16 protein-coding genes are annotated in these 19,730 nt (G+C 61.2%); 6 read left to right on the plus strand and 10 right to left on the minus strand.

What is annotated here, in order from left to right:
- Nucleotides 1-255: 255 nt before the first annotated feature.
- The 3 genes from M5B98_RS04055 to M5B98_RS04065 are packed head-to-tail and all read left to right on the plus strand — an operon-like array spanning nt 256 to nt 5,719.
- Nucleotides 256-1,500, plus strand: a complete 1,245-nt coding sequence (locus M5B98_RS04055) for an exonuclease SbcCD subunit D C-terminal domain-containing protein (RefSeq protein ID WP_248741908.1) — start codon at nt 256-258, stop codon at nt 1,498-1,500.
- Entirely contained in the window at nt 1,497-5,138 is a 3,642-nt protein-coding gene (locus tag M5B98_RS04060; protein WP_248741909.1) for an AAA family ATPase, read from the plus strand. Before M5B98_RS04055 ends, M5B98_RS04060 begins: the two co-directional genes overlap by 4 nt.
- Complete coding sequence (locus tag M5B98_RS04065) at nt 5,135-5,719, plus strand: glutathione S-transferase (protein ID WP_248741910.1); 585 nt, start codon at nt 5,135-5,137, stop codon at nt 5,717-5,719. Before M5B98_RS04060 ends, M5B98_RS04065 begins: the two co-directional genes overlap by 4 nt.
- A 5-nt stretch (nt 5,720-5,724) precedes the next feature.
- On the opposite strand, the gene M5B98_RS04070 is transcribed toward M5B98_RS04065, so the two are convergent.
- The 8 genes from M5B98_RS04070 to M5B98_RS04105 all read right to left on the minus strand — a co-directional run bounded on the left by M5B98_RS04070 (nt 5,725) and on the right by M5B98_RS04105 (nt 12,286).
- Nucleotides 5,725-5,982 (minus strand): hypothetical protein, encoded by a 258-nt coding sequence (locus M5B98_RS04070; protein ID WP_085731879.1) that lies wholly within the window; start codon nt 5,980-5,982, stop codon nt 5,725-5,727.
- The gene (locus tag M5B98_RS04075) at nt 5,979-6,191 is read right to left on the minus strand and encodes a hypothetical protein (protein ID WP_248740700.1); all 213 of its coding nucleotides are present in this window, start codon (nt 6,189-6,191) and stop codon (nt 5,979-5,981) included. Before M5B98_RS04075 ends, M5B98_RS04070 begins: the two co-directional genes overlap by 4 nt.
- 254 nt (nt 6,192-6,445) lie before the next feature.
- Nucleotides 6,446-6,625, minus strand: a complete 180-nt coding sequence (locus tag M5B98_RS04080) for a hypothetical protein (RefSeq protein ID WP_085703571.1) — start codon at nt 6,623-6,625, stop codon at nt 6,446-6,448.
- 156 nt (nt 6,626-6,781) lie between these two features.
- Complete coding sequence (locus tag M5B98_RS04085) at nt 6,782-7,957, minus strand: lactonase family protein (RefSeq protein WP_248741911.1); 1,176 nt, start codon at nt 7,955-7,957, stop codon at nt 6,782-6,784.
- Complete coding sequence (locus tag M5B98_RS04090) at nt 7,954-8,262, minus strand: DUF5629 family protein (RefSeq protein ID WP_119426295.1); 309 nt, start codon at nt 8,260-8,262, stop codon at nt 7,954-7,956. Before M5B98_RS04090 ends, M5B98_RS04085 begins: the two co-directional genes overlap by 4 nt.
- Before the next feature lie 96 nt (nt 8,263-8,358).
- The gene (locus M5B98_RS04095; RefSeq protein ID WP_248741912.1) at nt 8,359-9,939 is read right to left on the minus strand and encodes an aldehyde dehydrogenase (NADP(+)); all 1,581 of its coding nucleotides are present in this window, start codon (nt 9,937-9,939) and stop codon (nt 8,359-8,361) included.
- 9 nt (nt 9,940-9,948) lie between these two features.
- Nucleotides 9,949-10,941 (minus strand): AraD1 family protein, encoded by a 993-nt coding sequence (araD1, locus tag M5B98_RS04100; protein WP_248741913.1) that lies wholly within the window; start codon nt 10,939-10,941, stop codon nt 9,949-9,951.
- Between the two features lie 22 nt (nt 10,942-10,963).
- Nucleotides 10,964-12,286: an MFS transporter gene (locus tag M5B98_RS04105; protein ID WP_248741914.1), complete on the minus strand. Its 1,323-nt coding sequence runs from the start codon at nt 12,284-12,286 to the stop codon at nt 10,964-10,966.
- A gap of 193 nt (nt 12,287-12,479) precedes the next feature.
- On the opposite strand from M5B98_RS04105, the gene M5B98_RS04110 reads away from it, so the two are divergent.
- Entirely contained in the window at nt 12,480-14,216 is a 1,737-nt protein-coding gene (locus tag M5B98_RS04110) for an IlvD/Edd family dehydratase (protein WP_114883595.1), read from the plus strand.
- A gap of 152 nt (nt 14,217-14,368) precedes the next feature.
- Nucleotides 14,369-15,088: a FadR/GntR family transcriptional regulator gene (locus M5B98_RS04115; protein WP_248741915.1), complete on the plus strand. Its 720-nt coding sequence runs from the start codon at nt 14,369-14,371 to the stop codon at nt 15,086-15,088.
- 261 nt (nt 15,089-15,349) lie between these two features.
- Here the strand turns inward: M5B98_RS04115 and M5B98_RS04120 are convergent, their stop codons facing one another.
- Nucleotides 15,350-17,734, minus strand: coding sequence for an efflux RND transporter permease subunit (locus M5B98_RS04120; protein ID WP_085711332.1), 2,385 nt, complete (start codon nt 17,732-17,734; stop codon nt 15,350-15,352).
- A gap of 28 nt (nt 17,735-17,762) precedes the next feature.
- Nucleotides 17,763-18,791, minus strand: coding sequence for a WD40/YVTN/BNR-like repeat-containing protein (locus M5B98_RS04125; RefSeq protein WP_248741916.1), 1,029 nt, complete (start codon nt 18,789-18,791; stop codon nt 17,763-17,765).
- Nucleotides 18,792-19,116: 325 nt separating this feature from the next.
- Here M5B98_RS04125 and M5B98_RS04130 point away from each other — a divergent pair, with 325 nt between their 5' ends.
- On the plus strand, nt 19,117-19,707 hold the full coding sequence (locus M5B98_RS04130; protein WP_007957412.1) for an amino acid synthesis family protein: 591 nt from the start codon (nt 19,117-19,119) through the stop codon (nt 19,705-19,707).
- Nucleotides 19,708-19,730 lie beyond the last annotated feature (23 nt).

Genomic DNA, 19,730 nt, shown 5'->3' on the forward strand with positions numbered 1-19,730 from the left:
TCTGCCAGCTCCCTCATAGCAGCACACTGATATCACAATAGTGGCGCGATATTAGATGGCCACTATTTTGGCGTCAATAAATGTATGAACTGGTACAGCGTTGCCGACGAACGGTAGCAATACAGTCATACTTTTCTGACGATGGTTTCCAAATTCCCCGACCGGCCCTCCTCTCGCAATAATCTGTAAACTCCCCCTCTTTCGCCGCCCTCTCCTTCCACGCGGCCATCACCTTTTTATATTGCGGAGTCAGCCTTGCGTCTGTTTCACACCTCCGACTGGCACCTTGGGCAAAACCTGCACGGCCAGGAGCGCGATTTCGAGCACAGCTGTTTTCTTGAGTGGCTGCTGCGCCAATTGAAGCTGGTGCAGCCGGACGTGCTGCTGATCGCCGGCGACATCTTCGACACGGTGAACCCGCCGGTCAAAGCCCAGGAACGCCTCTACGATTTCATCGTCAGCGCCCACGAGCAGCAGCCGTTGCTGACCATCGTGATGATTGCCGGCAACCACGATTCCGGCTCGCGGATCGAACTGCCCGCACCGTTGATGCGGCGTTTGCGTACCCATGCATTGGGCCGGGTGTTGTGGCTGGACGACGGCCAACTCGATTCGGAACGCCTGTTGTTGCCGCTGCCGAATGCCTCGGGCGAGATCGCCGCGTGGTGTCTGGCGCTGCCGTTCCTGCGGCCTGCCGAGGTGACCGGCGCGCATCTGGGCGACAACTATTTGCGCGGTATCGGTCAGGTGCATGAGTGGCTGATCGAAGCGGCCAACGCCAGGCGCCAGCCGGGCCAGGCGCTGATCGCCATCAGCCATGCGCACATGGCCGGCGGCTCGGTGTCGGAAGACTCCGAACGCAGCCTGATCATCGGCAACGCCGAAGCCCTGCCCGCCAGCCTGTTCGGACCGAGCATCAGCTATGTCGCCCTCGGCCATTTGCACAAGCCGCAAAAGGTCAACGGCGAAGAGCGGATTCGCTACAGCGGCTCGCCGATTCCGTTGTCGTTTTCGGAAATCAGCTATCAGCACCAGATTCTCGACGTCGTGCTCGACGGCGAAACCCTGGTCAGCGTCGAGCCGATACTGATCCCCCGCTCCGTCAACCTGCAACGCCTCGGCCCTGCGCCGCTGGCGGAAATTCTGCTGCAACTGGCGGATCTGCCGAACATCGACCTGCTGGCCGAAACCCAGCGCCAGCCGTGGCTGGAAGTGCGCGTGACCCTCGACGAGCCGCAACCGGATCTGCGCCATCAAATCGAAAGCGCTCAGCAAGGCAAGGCCGTGCGACTGGTGCGAATCGCCGCCGAATACGCCGGCAACCGTGGCGCTGACGGCGCAGAAGACGGCAGCGCGCTGATCGAACTGGACCAGCTCACGCCACAGGAATTGTTCAGCCGCGCCTGGCTCGACAATTACGGCAACGAGGTCGATGAGCAAACTCTCAAAGACTTCGCCACGCTGCTGCAGGACGTACAAATGGAGGGCGAGCAGCCATGAAGATTCTCGCCATTCGTTTGAAGAACCTTGCTTCGCTGGCCGGCCCGTTCGAGATCGACTTCACCGCCGAACCGCTGGCCAGTGCCGGTCTGTTCGCCATCACCGGCCCCACCGGAGCCGGCAAAAGTACCTTGCTCGATGCTTTGTGCCTGGCGTTGTTCGGTGCCGTACCGCGTTTGAACAACACCGGGCGTGACGCCAAGGTGCCGGACGCCGACGGTGAAATCGCCACTGGCGACCCGCGCACCCTGCTGCGTCGTGGTACGGGCGAAGGGTTTGCCGAAGTGGATTTTGTCGGCGTCGATGGTCGCCGCTATCGCGCGCGCTGGGAAGCCAACCGCGCCCGGGAAAAGGCCGGCGGCAAGTTGCAGGCCAGCCGCCAGAGCCTGCGCGACATCGATCAGGATCAACTGCTTGCCAGCCAGAAAGGCGAGTACAAGGTTCAACTCGAAGCCGCGCTGGGCCTGAACTTCGAACAGTTCACCCGCGCCGTGCTGCTGGCCCAGAGCGAGTTCAGTGCGTTCCTCAAGGCCGATGACAACGACCGCAGCGAACTGCTGGAAAAACTCACCGACACCGCGCTCTACACCCGCCTCGGCCGGCGCGCGTTCGACAAGACCAAAGAAGCCCGCGAAGCCCACAAGCAGTTGCAGGATCAGGCCACCGGCGTGACCCCGCTGCCGCCCGAGGCTCGCGCCGAACTCGACGAACGCTTCAACGCTGCCCAGCAGCAATTGAAGTTGCAGCAGACGCAGCTCAAACAGCTTGAGCAGCAGCACACCTGGCTCAAGGATCTGCACCTGTTGCAGGACGCGCAGCAAGCAGCCGCCGAGCAACTGCAGAGCGCCGAGCACGAGCGCGAAACGTTGGCCGGCGAACGCCTGAGATTAACGCGACTGGAACAACTCGCCCCGCAACGGCACCAGTTCGCCCGCAAGGCTGAAATCGATGCACAGCTGACGCCACTGGCGGCGCAAATCAGCGCGCACACCCGGCAACAAGGCGAGCTGACCGAACACCAGGCTCAACTTGAACAAGACCTGAGTACTGCGCAAATCGCCCTGGCCGAAGCGCAGAAGCAACAGAGCGAAAGTGCGCCGCTGTTGCGTCAGGCCTTCGATGAGCAAAGCACCCTCGCCCGTCTGGCCAAGGATGTTGCTTCCGGCACCGAAGCAAAGCAGGCCGCCGAACAGGCCTGCACTGAGGGCCAAAGCGCGATCCAGACCCTGCTCGATCAGCAAAAACAAGTCGCCGAACGCCTGCAACGCATCGCCGCCGATCTGGAGCAAAGCGCTCATCTGGCACCGCTCAGCGAAGCCTGGAATGCCTACCGCGACCGCTTGCAGCAACTGATGCTGATCGGCAACCGGCTGAACAAGGGCGAAAGCGAACTGGCGAATCTCGAACAGAACGCCGCCCGCGCCACCGAAGAACTGGCCACGCAAAAACAGCAGCTTGAAGTGCTGTTCAAAGAGGCCGGCGCCGAGCCGGACGCCGTCGCCGAGCAGATCGGCATCCTCGGCACCCTGTTGCAGGACAACCGCAAGCAACAGCGAGCCGTCGAAGACCTCACACGCCTTTGGGCCAGTCAGCAGGAACTCGACAAACGAGGCGCCGAGCTGCAGCAGCGCCAGCTCGATGCGCAACAGGAACGCGAGCGCCTGACCCAGGACGGGGTAAAAACCAAGTCCGAACTGACTGTCGCCGAACAGACCCTCAACGTCACCCGTGAACTGCTCGAGCGCCAGCGTCTGGCCCGCAGTGCCAGTGTCGAAGAGCTGCGTTCGCAGTTGCAGGATGACCAGCCATGCCCGGTCTGCGGCAGCAACGAACATCCGTATCACCAGCCGGAAGCCCTGCTGCAAAGCCTCGGCCGTCACGATGAAAGCGAGCAGGCCAGCGCGCAGCAAGCGGTCGATCAACTGAAGGAAAAACTCACCGAGCTGCGTACCAGCGTCGGAGGCGTGATTGCCCAACAGAAAGAATTGCTGCAACAGCAGGAACAACTGGCGGTACAACAGCAAACGCTGACGCCAAGCATCGAGTCTCACCCTCTGGCCGCGCAATTATTGAATCAGGACAGCGACAAGCGCGCGGCCTGGCTGACGCGCCAGAACGATCAACTGAATCAAAGCATCACCCAGGACGAACATCGCCAGACCGCCCTGCTCACGCTGCAACAGGACGCGGCGCGCCTGACCCAGCAATTGCGTCACGCCGAAACCGCGCACCAGCAAGCGGCCCAGCATCTGAGCAATCAGCAGCGCGAGTTGGGCGCTGACCGCCAGCGTCTGGACGAAGAATTGGCAGCCTTCTCCACGCTGCTGCCCTCCGAAACTCACGAAGCCCTGCGCGCCGAACCGGCCGCGACCTTCATGCAGCTTGACCGGCAGATTGCCGAGCGTCTGGCGCAAGTCGATCAGCAGAAGGAAGAGCTGGCCGAACAGCAGCAACGCCAGCAGACGCTCGAGAAGGAGCAGGATCGTCAGCAGAGCCGTGTCCAGCAGCTGCAAACCGCTGAGCAACAGCTCAACACACTGACCGCTCAACAACAGGCCAGCCAGGAGAAACTGGCGCAATTGCTGGGCGATCACAATTGTGCCGAGCACTGGCAGCAGCAGCTTGAACTCGCGGTGGAACATGCGCGCAACGCCGAATCCACCACGACTCAGGCACTGCAAGGCGTGCGCACGCAGCTCGTGCAAATCGCCGCCGAACTCAAGGCGCAGCAAGAGCGTTTGCAGGCACTGGAAACCGAAGACCGTGAACTGGCCGGCAAGATTGCCGACTGGCGCGCCCGTCATCCGGAACTGGATGACGGTGGTCTCGAAGATCTGTTGCGGGTCGATGACGCGCAGGTCGGCGAGCTGCGCGAGCGTTTGCAGCGCAACGAAAAAGCCCTGGAACACGCCAAAGTGCTGTTGCAGGAGCGTGATCGCCAATTGCTCGAACATCAGGCGCAACACAACGGCAACCTTGAAGTCGAGCAACTTGTCTCTGCCCTCGCCGACTTGCAGAACCAGTGCGGCGCCAGTGAACAGCTCTGCGCCGAACTGCGCGCCGAGCAAGTCGAAGATCAGCGCCGGCAAAACGCCAATTCCGCACTGGCTCAGCAGATCGCCGATGCCTATGCCGAATATCAGCGCTGGGCGCGCCTCAATGCCTTGATCGGTTCGGCCACCGGCGACACCTTCCGCAAGATCGCCCAGGCCTACAACCTCGACCTGCTCGTGCATCACGCCAACGCGCAACTGCGGCAACTGGTCAAACGCTATCGCCTCAAACGTGGCGGCAGCATGCTGGGTCTGCTGGTGATGGACACCGAAATGGGCGACGAACTGCGCTCGGTGCATTCGCTGTCCGGCGGCGAAACCTTCCTGGTGTCGCTGGCCCTCGCGCTGGGTCTGGCTTCGATGGCGTCGAGCACGCTGAAGATCGAATCGCTGTTCATCGACGAAGGCTTCGGCAGCCTCGATCCGGAATCCCTGCAACTGGCGATGGACGCCCTCGACGGTTTGCAGGCTCAGGGCCGCAAGGTCGCGGTGATTTCCCACGTGCAGGAAATGCACGAGCGGATTCCGGTGCAGATTCAGGTACAGCGCCAGGGCAATGGTTTGAGCACACTGGAGGTGAAATGAACACGTTGTATTCGTTCCGCCGCTGCCCGTACGCGATGCGGGCGCGGATGGCGCTGCGCTATTCGGGCGTTCCGGTGGAGATCATCGAAGTCAGCCTCAAGGCCAAACCGGCCGAGATGCTGGCGATCTCGCCCAAGGGCACGGTGCCGGTGCTGGATGCCGGTGGTCAGGTGATCGATGAGAGCCTGGAAATCATGCGCTGGGCCTTGGCGCAGAATGATCCGGATCACTGGTTGCTGGGTGGCGATCCTAGGATTGCCGAGTTGATCGAAGCCAACGATCAAGTGTTCAAGGTGCACCTGAATCGCTACAAATACGCCGAACGTTATCCGGAACAACCGATGGAGGTTTATCGCGCGGAAGGTGCGCGGTTCCTGCAGAAGCTCGATGAATTACTCGAGGGCCGGGATTACTTGTTGACCGATCATCCCTGCCTGGCCGATATCGCGCTGCTGCCCTTCGTCCGCCAGTTCGCCCATGTGGATCGCGAGTGGTTTGCGACGACGCCTTATGAGCGATTGCAGGCGTGGTTGCAGCGGTTTCTGGAATCGGAGCTGTTTACCAGCGTCATGAAAAAGTAAGCGCCTTACGCCAGTACCTGGCACATACCGATGGCCGAGCAATCCACTTGGAACGGTCCGAAAAAACTCGCTTCGGTTTTCACCGGTGGATTGCCGGCCAGCAGCCCCAGCGCATTGGCCCGTTCAATGTTGTGGGCGATGGTGTGGTTGGCCTCTATGGCCCGGGCCAGACCGCCGACCGAGCCCTGACCGAACCCCAACAGGGACGCGCCATTGGTCATGATCGCCAGACCGGCGATGACCCAGAATCTGTAGCCTTTCATGCTCCGACGGCTCCCGCGAGTTCAACTGAGTCCACCGCTGCGTTTTGCGAGCGAAGCTCGAACTGGACACCGGGATGGGCGACCTGGATCGGCGCATCGAAGCTGTGTTGCGACTGGGACGCGAGGCTGACGAACAGCACCATGACCAGGTACAGACCGATGGCCAGGTAGGCGCCGCGTTTGGCGGAAGTGATGATTGAACTGGCCATGATGTGTGCTCCGTGGACAATGTTTCGACGCCCACAGAATCAATCAAAAAAGCCGGGGTAACCACTCAGCGTTTGCCATAGTAACCATCAGCTTCGTTGATTATTTAGCCGGTCTATCCCGCCGTTTGAAAATACCTATCGCTTGATACCGCGCACGCAAAAAACTGCCCAAGGCTGCGATCTTTTGATTTTGCTTTTGATAAACAAGATCAAAGGATCGCAGCCTTGGGCAGTTCCAGGGCGTGACGGAAATTTCAGTGTTGAGCTTTGTGATCCAGCGCGGCGTAGAAGTTGGCGCTCTGTTGCAGGTATTTCTGGGTGTAGCTCTGGGTGTGGGATTTTTTGCTGCTGATTTCAACGTTGGCACTGGCTGGCAGAGCAACGGTGGCGGAGATGGCAGAAGCGGCGATAACGGAGAAGAGATTGAAGTTCATGGCGGTAACCCTCGTGTTCGGTTGGCTTGCTTGCCCGGTTGGGCCGTGAAGCAAACTTAACGCTCGAGGGTCGCTCGCTTGAAATGCTTTGCACCATTACCTGTTATCAGCAGGATTAATACAAAGCGTCAGGCCCCGTAGATCGGGGCCTGCGGCTTATTGACGCAGCAGAAACTTGAGGTCGCTCGGGGCGTCCATCGGCAGTTTTTGCACGGTTTTGCCGAGCAGACCGGTCTTGCCGTCGCGTTCGACCACGACAATCTGGTTGCTCTTCTGGTTGGCGATCAACAGGAATTTGCCGCTCGGATCGAGGCTGAATTCACGCGGGTGATCGCCTTCCACCGAACGCCGTTGCAGTTCCTTGAGCTGGCCGTTGGCCGGGTCGATGGCGAACACCAGCAGCTGATTGGCGGTGCCACGGTTGCTGACGTAGAGGAATTTGCCATCGGCGGACGCATGCAGCGCCGCAGCGGCTTTGTCCGACGTCGGCTGGCCGGCTGCCAGATCAACCATTTGCGTCTGGGTCAGCACGCCGTCCTTGTAGTCGAACACCGCAACCTGGGCGCTCATTTCCATGGTCAGCCAGGCATGTTTGCCGTCAGCGCTGAACAGCAGATGACGCGGCCCGCTGCCCGGTGGCAGTTGCACCGAAGCGGTTTTCGCCGGGGTCAGCGGCAGGTCCGGGTTGGCTTTCGGGTCGAATTGGTAAACGAAGACCTTGTCGGCGCCCAGGTCGTTGGAGAACACGTAACGGCCATCCGGCGAGGAAATCGTCGAATGCACGTGGTTCGAGGCCTGACGCTCGGGATTGACCCGGCTCGCCGGGTGCGCGCTCATCTGCACCACCGGTTTGAGCTTGCCGTCGCTGCCCACCGGCAACACCGCGAGGGTGCCGCCCGGATCTTCGACCACCGAATAGTTGCTGACGAACAGATGGCTGGCGTCGCCGCTGAGGCTCGAATGGGTCGGCTCGTTGCCCAGGCTCTGCACCTGATTGATCAGGGTCAGGACGTGGGTCTTGGGATCGATCGAATAACTGCTGACGCGACCGACCGGGTCTTTCTGGCCCGGGCCGTTTTCGTTGACCACGAACACCCGGTGCTGATCCTTGGAGAGGGTCAGCCACGACGGGTTTTCGCTCTTGATCACCTGCAACGGTTTGGCGTCGATCTGGCCGGTGGCGCTGTCGAAGTTCATCCGGTAGATGCCCTGGCTGGTGCCGGCGGTGTAGGAGCCGACCAGCAACTGGAAGCTTTCGGCCGAGGCACTGGACAAGCCCATCGCACCGACGCTGCCGGCCATCAGCAACGGCCAGAATTTACGCATGTTCATTCGGTTTCATCCTCGTCGTCGGCGCTGCTGAGTACATCACCGAGGCACACCAGACGGTGTTCGCCGACGGTTTTGGTGTCGCTGGCAAAACCGATGATCAACCAGCTCTGCAGGTCCTGGTCGAACGTCGCCGCTTCAACCTGGGCCGGTGTGAACTCCCAATGCCTGGCCGTTCGGCCATCGATGCACTCGATATGCAGGTTGTCGTCTTCATCGAGGGCGAATTCGAAGGCGTGCAGGCCGTCGATTTCGACCATACCGCAGTGTTCGAGGGCGTTGAGAAGGGTGTCTGGTACGGCAGTCATGTCGATCATGTCTTTCAGGGGGAAAGTGGCAATGATAGCTCAATGTGGCCGCCGGGCCTTATGGGAGCTTGTCCACACAAGGACCGGCGATTCGGCTTAGAGCGCTTCGCGTGAAGGCTTGCCGTCGACCAGCCGCTGAATTCGCAGCGGGTTGGCGTTTTTCAACGGTTCCGGCAGCAGGTTGTCGGGGTAGTTCTGAAAGCACACCGGGCGCAGGAAACGATCGATGGCCAGGGTGCCGACCGAGGTGCCGCGAGCATCGGAGGTCGCCGGATACGGACCGCCATGAACCATCGAATCACACACCTCGACACCGGTCGGATAACCGTTGAGCAGGATCCGCCCAACCTTCTGCTCCAGTAATGGCGTCAGTTCCGGGAACTGCACGAAGTCCGCCGGCTCGCCGATAATGGTCGCCGTGAGCTGACCATGCAGACCATGCAGCGCCGCACTCAATTGCGTCTGATCCGCCACTTCGACGACCACCGTGGTCGGGCCGAACACTTCTTCCTGCAGCGCTTCATCGCCATTGATCAACAGGCTGGCACCGGCCCTGAACAACTGCGGCTGCGCCTGATTGCCCTGCTGCGGGTTGCCGGCCAGATGCTCGATGCCGGTATGCGCCAGGAGTTTTTCCAGACCTTTGCCATAGCTGCCAAGGGTCCCGGCATTGAGCATGGTTTGCGCCGGTTGGTCGCCGATCAGCGCAGCGACTTGCTCAACAAACGCCGTGAATTGTGGCGAGCGAATGCCGATCACCAGGCCCGGGTTGGTACAGAACTGACCGCAGCCTTGCACCACCGAGGCGGTCAGATCACGGGCGACGGTTTCCGAACGCACGGCCAGGGCCTGGGGCAATACGATCACCGGGTTGATGCTCGACATCTCGGCGAACACCGGGATGGGCTGGGGCCGTGCTGCGGCCATGTCATACAGTGCCCGTCCACCCTTCAGCGAACCGGTAAAGCCGACAGCCTGAATCGCCGGATGCTTGACCAGCCACTCGCCGACGCCACCGCCGTAGATCATGTTGAACACACCGGCCGGCATCGCGGTTTTTTCCGCCGCCCGAATCACCGCGTCAGCCACGAATTCGGCCGCGGCCATGTGGCCGCTGTGGGCCTTGAACACCACCGGGCAACCGGCAGCCAGCGCCGACGCGGTGTCGCCGCCAGCGGTGGAAAATGCCAGTGGAAAGTTGCTCGCACCGAACACCGCCACCGGGCCGAGGCCGATGCGGTACTGACGCAGATCGGGGCGCGGCAGCGGCTGACGGTCCGGCAGCGGCAGGTCGATGCGCGCGCCATAGAAATCACCGCGCCGCAGCACTTTGGCGAACAGCCGCATCTGGCCGCTGGTGCGACCACGCTCGCCCTGAATCCGCCCGGCAGGCAGCGCGGTCTCACGGCAGACCACCGCGACAAAATCATCGCCCAGCGCATCCAGCTCATCGGCGATGGCATCGAGAAATTGTGCGCGTCGTTCGGCGCTCAAGCTGCGATAGGACGGGTAGGCAGAAGCGGCAGCTTTGGCGGCAGCGTCCACTTCTTCCTGCGTCGCCTCAATGAAATCGTGAGGGAGCGCCTCGCCCGTCGTGGCGTCGATGCTCTGTAACTTGACGCTGCCCGTCGCGCTGCGACGACCGCCGATGTAGTTGTGACCGAGAATCTGAATCATGGGATCTCCTTAAAGGGTGCCGATGCTGTCCGGTTGGAAAACGGCTTCAACCGGGGCGATGCCGTTGACCAGCGGCGCGCCGAATTCGGCCTGGCTGATCTCGAACACATCGCCCGGCTGTGTGCGGATGCCATCAGCGAACGACAGGGTCGCGGTGCCAAAGAAGTGAATATGTACGTCACCCGGACGCAGGAACTGGCTGTACTTGAAGTGGTGGTATTCGAGGTTCGCCAGGCTGTGGCACATGTTGGCCTCTCCGCTGAGGAACTCGTTCTGCCACAGCACTTCGCCGTCGCGCAGGATGCGGCTGGTACCGGCCAGGTGTTGCGGCAGCTCACCCACGCGCAACTCCGGGCCATAGCTGCAACTGCGCAGTTTCGAGTGGGCCAGGTACAGGTAATTTTTGCGTTCCATGACGTGATCGGAGAACTCGTTGCCCACCGCGAAACCGAGGCGATACGGCTTGCCGTCGTGGCCGATGACGTAGAGGCCCGCCATCTCCGGTTCTTCGCCGGCGTCTTCGGCAAACGGCGGTAGCGGGAACGGCTGACCGGGACGCACGACAATGCTGCCGTCGCCTTTGTAGAACCACTCCGGTTGCACCCCGGCCTGCCCCGCCGCCGGTTTGCCGCCCTCCACACCCCACTTGAAGATGCGCATGGTGTCGGTCATCGCCGCTTCGTCGCCGGCCTGCTGGTGCATCTTGTCCCGGGCCGAGGCGCTACCGAGGTGCGTGAGTCCGGTGCCGCTGACCAGCAGGTGCGCCGGGTCCGGGTGGTCCAATGGCGGCAGAATGCGCAGGTCTTTGAGCAACTGCGCGTAATCGTGGCTGATACCGAGGCCGAGGGATTGCACTTGCTGCGCCAATGAACTGCCGGCTTCAATCGCGGCCAGGGCGAGATCACGGACCGTGCGCGCATCCTGCACTTCGCGCACCAGACTGCCCTCGACCACCCCGACACGGCGCTCGCCGTTACTTAATTCGAATTGAACCAGATGCATGATGTTCTCCTGTTGAAACAAATCAGGTGCGCGTCGCACCGCGTGCACTCGCCGCAAATTGCTCGACCGGCAGCACATGCTTGCGCTCCAGCAAGCGATAAACGACGCCCGTCAGAATCAGCCCGAACACCATCACCCCGGACAGGAAGTACAGGCCCGAAGCGAGGTTGCCGGTGTATTCCTTCAGCGCGCCGATCACGAACGGACCGATGTAGCCGCCGAGGTTGCCCACCGAGTTGATCAAGGCAATGCCCGCCGCCGCACTGGCGCCGGCAAAGAAGCGCCCCGGCAAGGTCCAGAACACAGCCGTGCAGGAAAACAGCGCGAACGCCACCAGACACAACGCCGCCAGTTGCGCCACCGGCAACGACAGCCAGGCGCTGAGAAACAGGCCGAGGGCACCCAGCACGTAAAGCACCGCCAGATGCCCGTAGCGATCATTCATGCGATCGGAACTGCGCGGCACGATCAGCAGGCCGACGATGCCGAAGATGTACGGCACCGACGAGACGAAACCGGTCACCAGATCGCTGCCGCCGAATTGTTTGATCAGGGTCGGCAGCCACAGGCCAAGTCCGTAGATGCTCAGGGTCACCGGCAGATAGAACAGCGCCAGCAGCAACACACGTTTGTCTTTCAGCGCATGCAACGGATTGCCGTGGCGGGTCTGGCCGTACTCCTGCAGATCCTTTTTCAGCTCGCCGGTCAGCCAGTCCTTCTCGGTCTGATCCATCCATGTCACTTGCTGCGGGCCATCCGGCAGCCAGCGCAGCACGGGCCAGGTCAGCAGGATCGCCGGGGTGCCGATGACGATGAACAGCCACTGCCAACCGTGTAGGCCGAGGATGCCGTCCATGCCCAGCAGGCCGCCGGACACGGGGCCGGTGATCATCATCGCGATGGGTTGGGAAAGAATGAACAGCCCGAGGATCTTGCCGCGATGGCGCACCGGGAACCATTGGGTGATGTAGTACAGAACGCCGGGAAAGAACCCCGCCTCCGCCGCACCGAGCAAAAAGCGCATCACGTAGAAACTGTGCGGGCCCTGGACGAAGGCCATGCCGATGGTGATCGCGCCCCAGGTGATCATGATCCGCGCAAACCAGCGCCGCGCGCCGAAGCGTTCGAGCATCAGGTTGCTGGGGATCTCAAGCAGAAAGTAGCCAATGAAAAACAGCCCGGCACCGAGGCCGTAGGCGGCATCGCCGATGCCGATGTCGGCGCCCATGTGCAGCTTGGCGAAGCCGACGGCGGAGCGATCCACATAGGCGATCAGGTACAGCAGGATCAGGAAGGGAATCAGTTTCAGCGTGATGCGCCGGACAAGCCGCAGTTCCTGGCTCATGGGATCGGTCTCCGATTGTTGTTTTTATGGAACCTGCGGGGACGCCTCTCGCGGAAAATCGCCAGGGCCATCCCTCAATCGAAAACGACTATATAGTAATACTAATTACCCAACAACACTTCCAAACATTCGATTTTGCGCTTATGTTTAGCCGAAGCTCGCAAACAATAGTCTTACAATAAGAGAATCGATCATGTCTGATAAGCAACCCACCCTGCGCTCCGCCCAATGGTTCGGCACGGCCGACAAGAACGGTTTCATGTACCGCAGCTGGATGAAGAATCAGGGCATCGCCGACCATCAGTTCCATGGCAAGCCGATCATCGGCATCTGCAACACCTGGTCGGAACTGACGCCGTGCAACGCGCACTTCCGCCAGATTGCGGAGCACGTCAAACGCGGGGTGATCGAGGCTGGCGGGTTCCCGGTGGAATTCCCGGTGTTCTCCAACGGCGAATCGAACCTGCGCCCGACCGCCATGCTCACCCGCAACCTGGCGAGCATGGACGTCGAGGAAGCGATTCGCGGCAACCCGATTGACGGCGTGGTGTTGCTGACCGGTTGCGACAAGACCACCCCGGCCCTGCTGATGGGCGCGGCCAGTTGCGACGTGCCGGCCATCGTCGTCACCGGCGGACCGATGCTCAACGGCAAGCACAAGGGCAAGGACATTGGTTCCGGCACCGTGGTCTGGCAGCTCAGCGAACAGGTCAAGGCCGGCACCATCACGATTGACGATTTCCTCGCGGCCGAGGGTGGCATGTCCCGCTCGGCCGGTACCTGCAACACCATGGGCACCGCGTCGACCATGGCCTGCATGGCCGAGGCACTGGGCACATCCCTGCCCCACAACGCAGCGATTCCGGCGGTGGATGCGCGGCGTTATGTGCTGGCGCATATGTCGGGCATGCGTGCGGTGGAGATGGTCCGTGAAGACTTGAAGCTGTCGAAGATCCTGACCAAAGAAGCCTTCGAAAACGCGATACGGGTCAACGCGGCGATTGGTGGCTCGACCAACGCGGTGATCCACCTCAAAGCCATCGCCGGGCGCATCGGTGTCGAGCTGGATCTGGACGACTGGACCCGCATCGGTCGCGGCATGCCGACCATTGTCGACCTGCAACCGTCCGGGCGTTTCCTGATGGAAGAGTTCTATTACGCGGGCGGCTTGCCGGCTGTACTGCGCCGCCTCGGCGAGGCCAATCTGATTCCGAATCCGGACGCATTGACTGTCAATGGCAAATCCATCGGCGAGAACACCAAGGACGCACCGATCTACGGCGAAGACCAAGTGATCCGCACTCTCGACAACCCGATCCGTGCTGACGGCGGGATCTGCGTGTTGCGCGGCAACCTGGCGCCACTGGGCGCGGTGCTCAAGCCATCAGCCGCCACGCCGGAACTGATGCAGCACCGTGGTCGCGCCGTGGTGTTCGAGAACTTCGACATGTACAAGGCGCGCATCAACGACCCGGAACTGGACGTCGATGCGAACTCGATTCTGGTGATGAAAAACTGCGGGCCGAAGGGTTATCCGGGCATGGCCGAAGTCGGCAACATGGGGTTGCCGGCCAAACTGCTGGCCCAGGGCGTGACCGACATGGTGCGCATCTCCGACGCACGCATGAGCGGCACGGCGTACGGCACCGTGGTCTTGCACGTCGCCCCGGAAGCGGCGGCCGGCGGGCCGTTGGCGGTGGTGAAGGAAGGCGACTGGATCGAACTGGACTGCGCCAGCGGGCGTTTGCACCTGGACATTCCGGACGCTGAACTGGCGGCGCGCATGGCGGACCTGCAACCGCCGCAGCAATTGCTGGTGGGTGGATATCGTCAGTTGTATATCGACCATGTGCTGCAAGCGGATCAGGGGTGTGACTTTGATTTCCTTGTCGGCTGTCGAGGTGCTGAAGTCCCGCGCCACTCCCACTGACACCGCCATCCCCTTGTGGGAGCCAGCCTGCTGGCGATGGCGATCTGTCAGTTGATATACATATTGACTGACACACCGCTATCGCGAGCAGGCTCGCTCCCACATTGCTATGATGCGCGGCATCTCCATCGCTCAGGATCGTGCCGTTCCCCATGGATTACCGCAAACCTTCCGACCGTAAAAGCATGCACTCGCGCATCGTCCAGGAACTGGGCATGCAGATCGTCTCCGGCCGTTTTCTGCCCGACGACAAACTGCCCGCCGAAGCCTTGCTCTGCGAGGAATACGCGGTCAGTCGGCCGGTGTTGCGCGAAGCCACGCGGGTGTTGGTGGCCAAGGGGCTGGTGTACTCGAAGCCTCGCGTCGGCACCGTGGTCAAGCCGCGCCGCGAATGGCACATGCTCGACCCGGACGTGCTGCACTGGCTGATGCAAAGCAGCCCTCAGAATGAATTCTTCAACGTGCTGACCAGCGTGCGCAGCATCATCGAACCGGCCGCCGCCGCCCTCGCCGCCCAGCACGCCACGGATGCCGACATCGCTGCCATCGGCGAAGCCTACCAACGAATGGAAGCCGCGCCGACCCCGGAAGCCTTGCTGCAACCGGATCTGGACTTCCACAGCCGCATTGCCGACGCAACCCACAACGACTTGCTGGCGAACCTGTGCAACATGCTCTCGGTAGCGATTGCCGAGGCGCTCAAGCATTCGAACCAGCGGCCGAATCTGCATGAACTGGCGTTGCCTCGGCACAAGGCGATTCTGACCGCCATCGAGAACCGGGATGCGTTGGGGGCTCGGCATGCGACGTTGGTGCAGTTGGATGATGCCCGGAGTGCTTTGAGTGTTGTGCTTGGGGCGGATCTTTCGTAGGCCGTTAGTCCGCCGCCCTCACCCTAACCCTCTCCCAGAGGGAGAGGGGACTGACCGAGTTGTCCTTCCTCATACATCGACCTGGAAAACCGAGTCGATTATGGATTCAAAGCGGATCGTTCAAGTCGGTGTAACTCTCCAATATCCCCGGATCGGTTCCCTCTCCCTTTGGGAGAGGGCTAGGGTGAGGGGCTTTTGATCTTGCACAATAAAAAAAGCCGCAACCCTAAGGTTGCGGCTTTTTCGTTTCAGCCAACTGGATCAGTGAGCAAACAGCGAATTCCCCTTCTGCCCCGCCAGTTTCTCAGGCTTGATCAGGAACTTGGCCAGCGCCGGCAACAGCCACAGCGCACCGAACATGTTCCACAGCAGCATGAAGGTCAGCATCAGGCCCATGTCGGCCTGGAACTTGATCGCCGAGAAGATCCAGGTGCACACGCCGATGGCCAGGCACAGACCGGTGAACAGCACCGCTTTACCGGTGGACTTCAGGGTCTGGTAATAGGCTTCCTGCAACGGCAGGCCGGCACGCAGGAAACTTTCCAGGCGGCTGTAGATGTAGATGCCGTAATCCACGCCGATCCCCACACCTAGCGCCACCACCGGCAGCGTCGCAACCTTCACGCCGATGCCCATGAACGCCATCAGCGCGTTGCCCAGCACCGAGGTCAGTACCAGCGGCAGCACGATGCACAGGGTCGCCGCCCACGAGCGGAAGGTGATCATGCACATCACCGCCACGCAGATGTACACCAGAATCAGGATGGTCAGCTCGGCCTGTTTGATGACTTCGTTGGTGGCTGCTTCGATCCCGGCGTTACCCGCCGCGAGTATGAATTCCAGACCGTCCTTGTTGTTGTCCTTGGCGAATTCCTGCACGGCTTTCACTGCACGATCCAGGGTTTCCGCCTTGTGGTCGTTGAGGAACACCAGCACCGGCGCCAGTGAGCAACTGTTGTTGTACAGGCCATCGGCACGGGCGATGGAGTTGTTCAGCACGTCCGGATTGCGCGACAGGGTTTCCCATTTCAGGTTGCCCTCGTTCATGCCCTTGATCATCTGCTTGGACACGGTCACCAGCGAGATCGCCGACTGCACGCCCTCGGTGTTCTGCATCTTCCACATCAGCTCGTCGATCGGTGCCATCGCTTCATAGCGCGAGCAGCCTTCAGACTTGGTCTTGACCATCACCACCAGTACGTCGGAGCTGGTGGAATAGTTGTTGATGATGAAGTTGTTGTCCTTGTTGTAGCGCGAGTCCGGACGCAGCTCCGGCGCGCCCTGATCGAGGTCGCCGATCTTCAGGTTCTGGCTGTACCAGAGGCCGCCACCGAAGGCGATCAGGGCAAGCGCGATGGACACCGGTGCGACTTTCGGGCTGGCGAAATTCGACAGCAGGCGCCAGAACGGGTGTTCGCGGTTCGCGTCTTTCTTGCTCTTGGCGATGGCGCGCTTGCTGATGCCGACATAGGAAATCGCCACCGGCAGCAGAATCAGGTTGGTGAACACGATCACCGCCACGCCGATGGAGGCGCCGATGGCCAGCTCACGAATCACCCCGATGTCGATGATCAGCAGCGTGATGAAGCCCACCGCATCCGCGAGAATCGCGATCATCCCCGGCAGGAACAGTTGCCGGAAGGTGCGCCGCGCGGCGGTCAAGGCGTTGTCCGCTTCGCTCGATTGCAGGGCGATGCCGTTGATCTTCTGCACGCCGTGGGAAATGCCGATGGCAAAAATCAGGAACGGCACCAGCATCGAATACGGATCGAGCCCGAACCCGAAGAAATGCATCAACCCCAGTTGCCAGACCACCGCCACCAGCGTGGTGCTCAACACCGCCACGGTACTGCGCAGGCAGTTGGTGAACCACAGCAGCAGGATCAGGGTGATGACGAAGGCGATGCCGAAGAACATCACCACCATCACCAGTCCGTCGATCAGGTCACCGACCTTCTTGGCGAAACCGACGATGTGGATCTTGACGTTGGGGTTCTGCGCTTCGAACTTGTTGCGGATCTTGTCTTCCAGTTCATGGGAGAACTGGCGATAGTCCAGCGCCAGCAACTTGCCCTGGTCCTGCGGGTCCGGGTAGGACTCCAGCAGCGGGATGTCGACGATGCTCGACTTGAAGTCGTTGGCCACCAGACGCCCGACCTGACCCGACTTGAGCACGTTGTTGCGCAGCATGTCGAGGCTGTCCTGGGAGCCGTCGTAGCTCTGCGGAATCACTTCACCGCCGGCGAAACCTTCCTCGGTCACTTCGGTCCAGCGTACGCTCGGGCTCCACAGCGACTTCAGGCCGGAACGGTCGACGCCGGAGATGTAGAACACCTCGTCGTTGATCTGGCGCAGGGTCTCCATGTATTCCTTGGAGAAGATGTCACCGTCCTTGGCCTCCACCGAAATACGCACGGTGTTGCCCAGGTTCGTCAGATCGTTGCGGTGCTCCATCATCTTCTCGATGAATGGATGCTTGAGCGGGATCATTTTTTCGAAACTGGTGGACGGCCGGATCAGCGTCGCCTGCCAGAACAGGAAAATGCTGACCAGCAGGCAGATCACGATCACTGCCGGGCGGTTGTTGAAGATCAGGCGTTCGAGGAACGTCGCCTTGTCCTGATGATGAGTGCTCAAGGAAGTCATAGCCCCGCCTTCTTATTATTGATTCGGCTCATTTGCCCAGCTCGGTGCCGTTGGGCGTGGTGGTGTGGACGCCACCCTGCCCGCTCAGGATCAGGTTGCCGTTGCCGGCGGCGGTGACCGACGACAGCGAGATGCGATCCGGGCGGTTGAACACGCTGAAGGTTTCACCGTTGTCGCTGCTGCTGATCACTGTGCCGCCGTTGCCGACGATGATGATGGAGCCGTCGTCGAGCCGCGTGGCGCCGGACAGGCCGAATTCCAGGGCGCCGCGCGCAGCCTTCAATTCAACCTGCTGCCAGGTGCTGCCGAAATCGGTGGAGCGGTAGAGGTTGCCGCGCAGCCCGTAGGCCAGCAGCGTGGAAGACTGGGCGGTGCCGATCACACCAAACAGCGAGCCTTGATACGGGCCTTCGATTTTTTCCCAGGTCTGGCCCCAGTCGGCGGAACGGAACATCGCGCCCTGCTCGCCCACGATGAACAGCCCGGCGTCCTTGACGGCGGCGATGGCGTTGAGGTGGAACTGGTCCTGGTTGTCGAGGCGGTCGCTGACGTCTTGCCAGTTTTTGCCACCGTCGGTGGTTTCCAGCAACGCGCCGTAGGCACCCACGGCCAGGCCGTTGTTGAGGTCCTTGAACCAGAGGTCGAGCAGCGGCGATTCGCGCTTGAGGTCTTCGAACTGTTTGGTCCAGGTCTGACCGCCGTCTTCACTGGCGAGGATCTGCGCGTCGTGGCCGACAGCCCAGCCGTGTTTGTCATCGACGAAATACACGGCCGTCAGCAACTGGCGGCTCGGCACCTTGGCCTGGGTCCAGGACTTGCCCTGATCATCGGAGTAGAGAATGTGCCCGCGATCCCCGACCGCCACCAGCCGTGAACCGGCGTGAACGACATCGAGCATCAGGCTTTTCGGGGCCTTGGCCGATTCGATGGCGTAGACCACGTCGGCGGGCGCTTCGGCAGCCAGGACAGGCGCCGACAAGGTGGCAAAGCCCAGCAGAAAGAGTGCTGTGGCCAGCAACGCGGTGTTGCGTAACGCCGGCGGGCGGCAACGACTCATAGACCTTCCCCTATTTATTATTGTTAGGCCGTTCGGCCTTCAAGGGCGCCGCAAGTGTGCTCCGGCGACGGCTGGTCAGAAGCATAGTCCTGAAACCCGCAATCCAGAGCCACTTCGGAAGCTGGCTCATCCTATCGGGCATTCGAAACGTCTGACAATCGGCGCAACGTTATCTTTTGTTAACCGAAACGGATTACAGCGGCAACTGAATGCGCGGGCATTCGTCCGACTGATGGAAGGGAATCTTGCGTGGGGGACTTGCACGATCGGTATTATGGTATACCATCAGACGCACAGACACTCTTTATCCCCTACGGAGCAGCTCATGAGTTTCGAAATTCGCAAGATCGTCAGCTATGTCGAAGAGACCTTCATTGAAGGCGGCAAGGCTTCCGACACCCCAGTGACCATGGTGGGCCTGGCCGTCGTGATGAAGAACCCGTGGGTCGGCAACGGCTTTGTCGAAGACCTCAAGCCGCAGATCCGCGCCAACTGCTCCGACCTCGGCGCGATGATGGTCGAGCGTCTGGTGGGGATCATCGGCGGCGCCGAGAAGATCGAGGCTTACGGCAAGGCTGCGGTGGTCGGCGCCGATGGCGAGATCGAGCACGCCTCGGCGGTGATCCACACCCTGCGCTTCGGCAACCACTACCGCGAAGCGGTCAAGGCCAAGAGCTACCTGAGCTTCACCAACAAGCGCGGCGGTCCGGGCACTTCGATCCAGATCCCGATGATGCACAAGGACGACGAAGGCCTGCGCTCGCACTACATCACCCTGGAAATGCAGATCGAAGACGCCCCCCGCGCCGACGAAATCGTCGTGGTGCTCGGTTGCGCCGACGGTGGCCGCCTGCACCCGCGCATCGGTAACCGCTACATCGATCTGGAAGAACTGGCCGCCGAAAAAGCCCAGTAATCACAATAAAAAGGCATTGCAGG

The organism is Pseudomonas sp. MWU12-3088 (assembly GCF_023242405.1).
GTDB lineage: Bacteria > Pseudomonadota > Gammaproteobacteria > Pseudomonadales > Pseudomonadaceae > Aquipseudomonas > Aquipseudomonas kribbensis.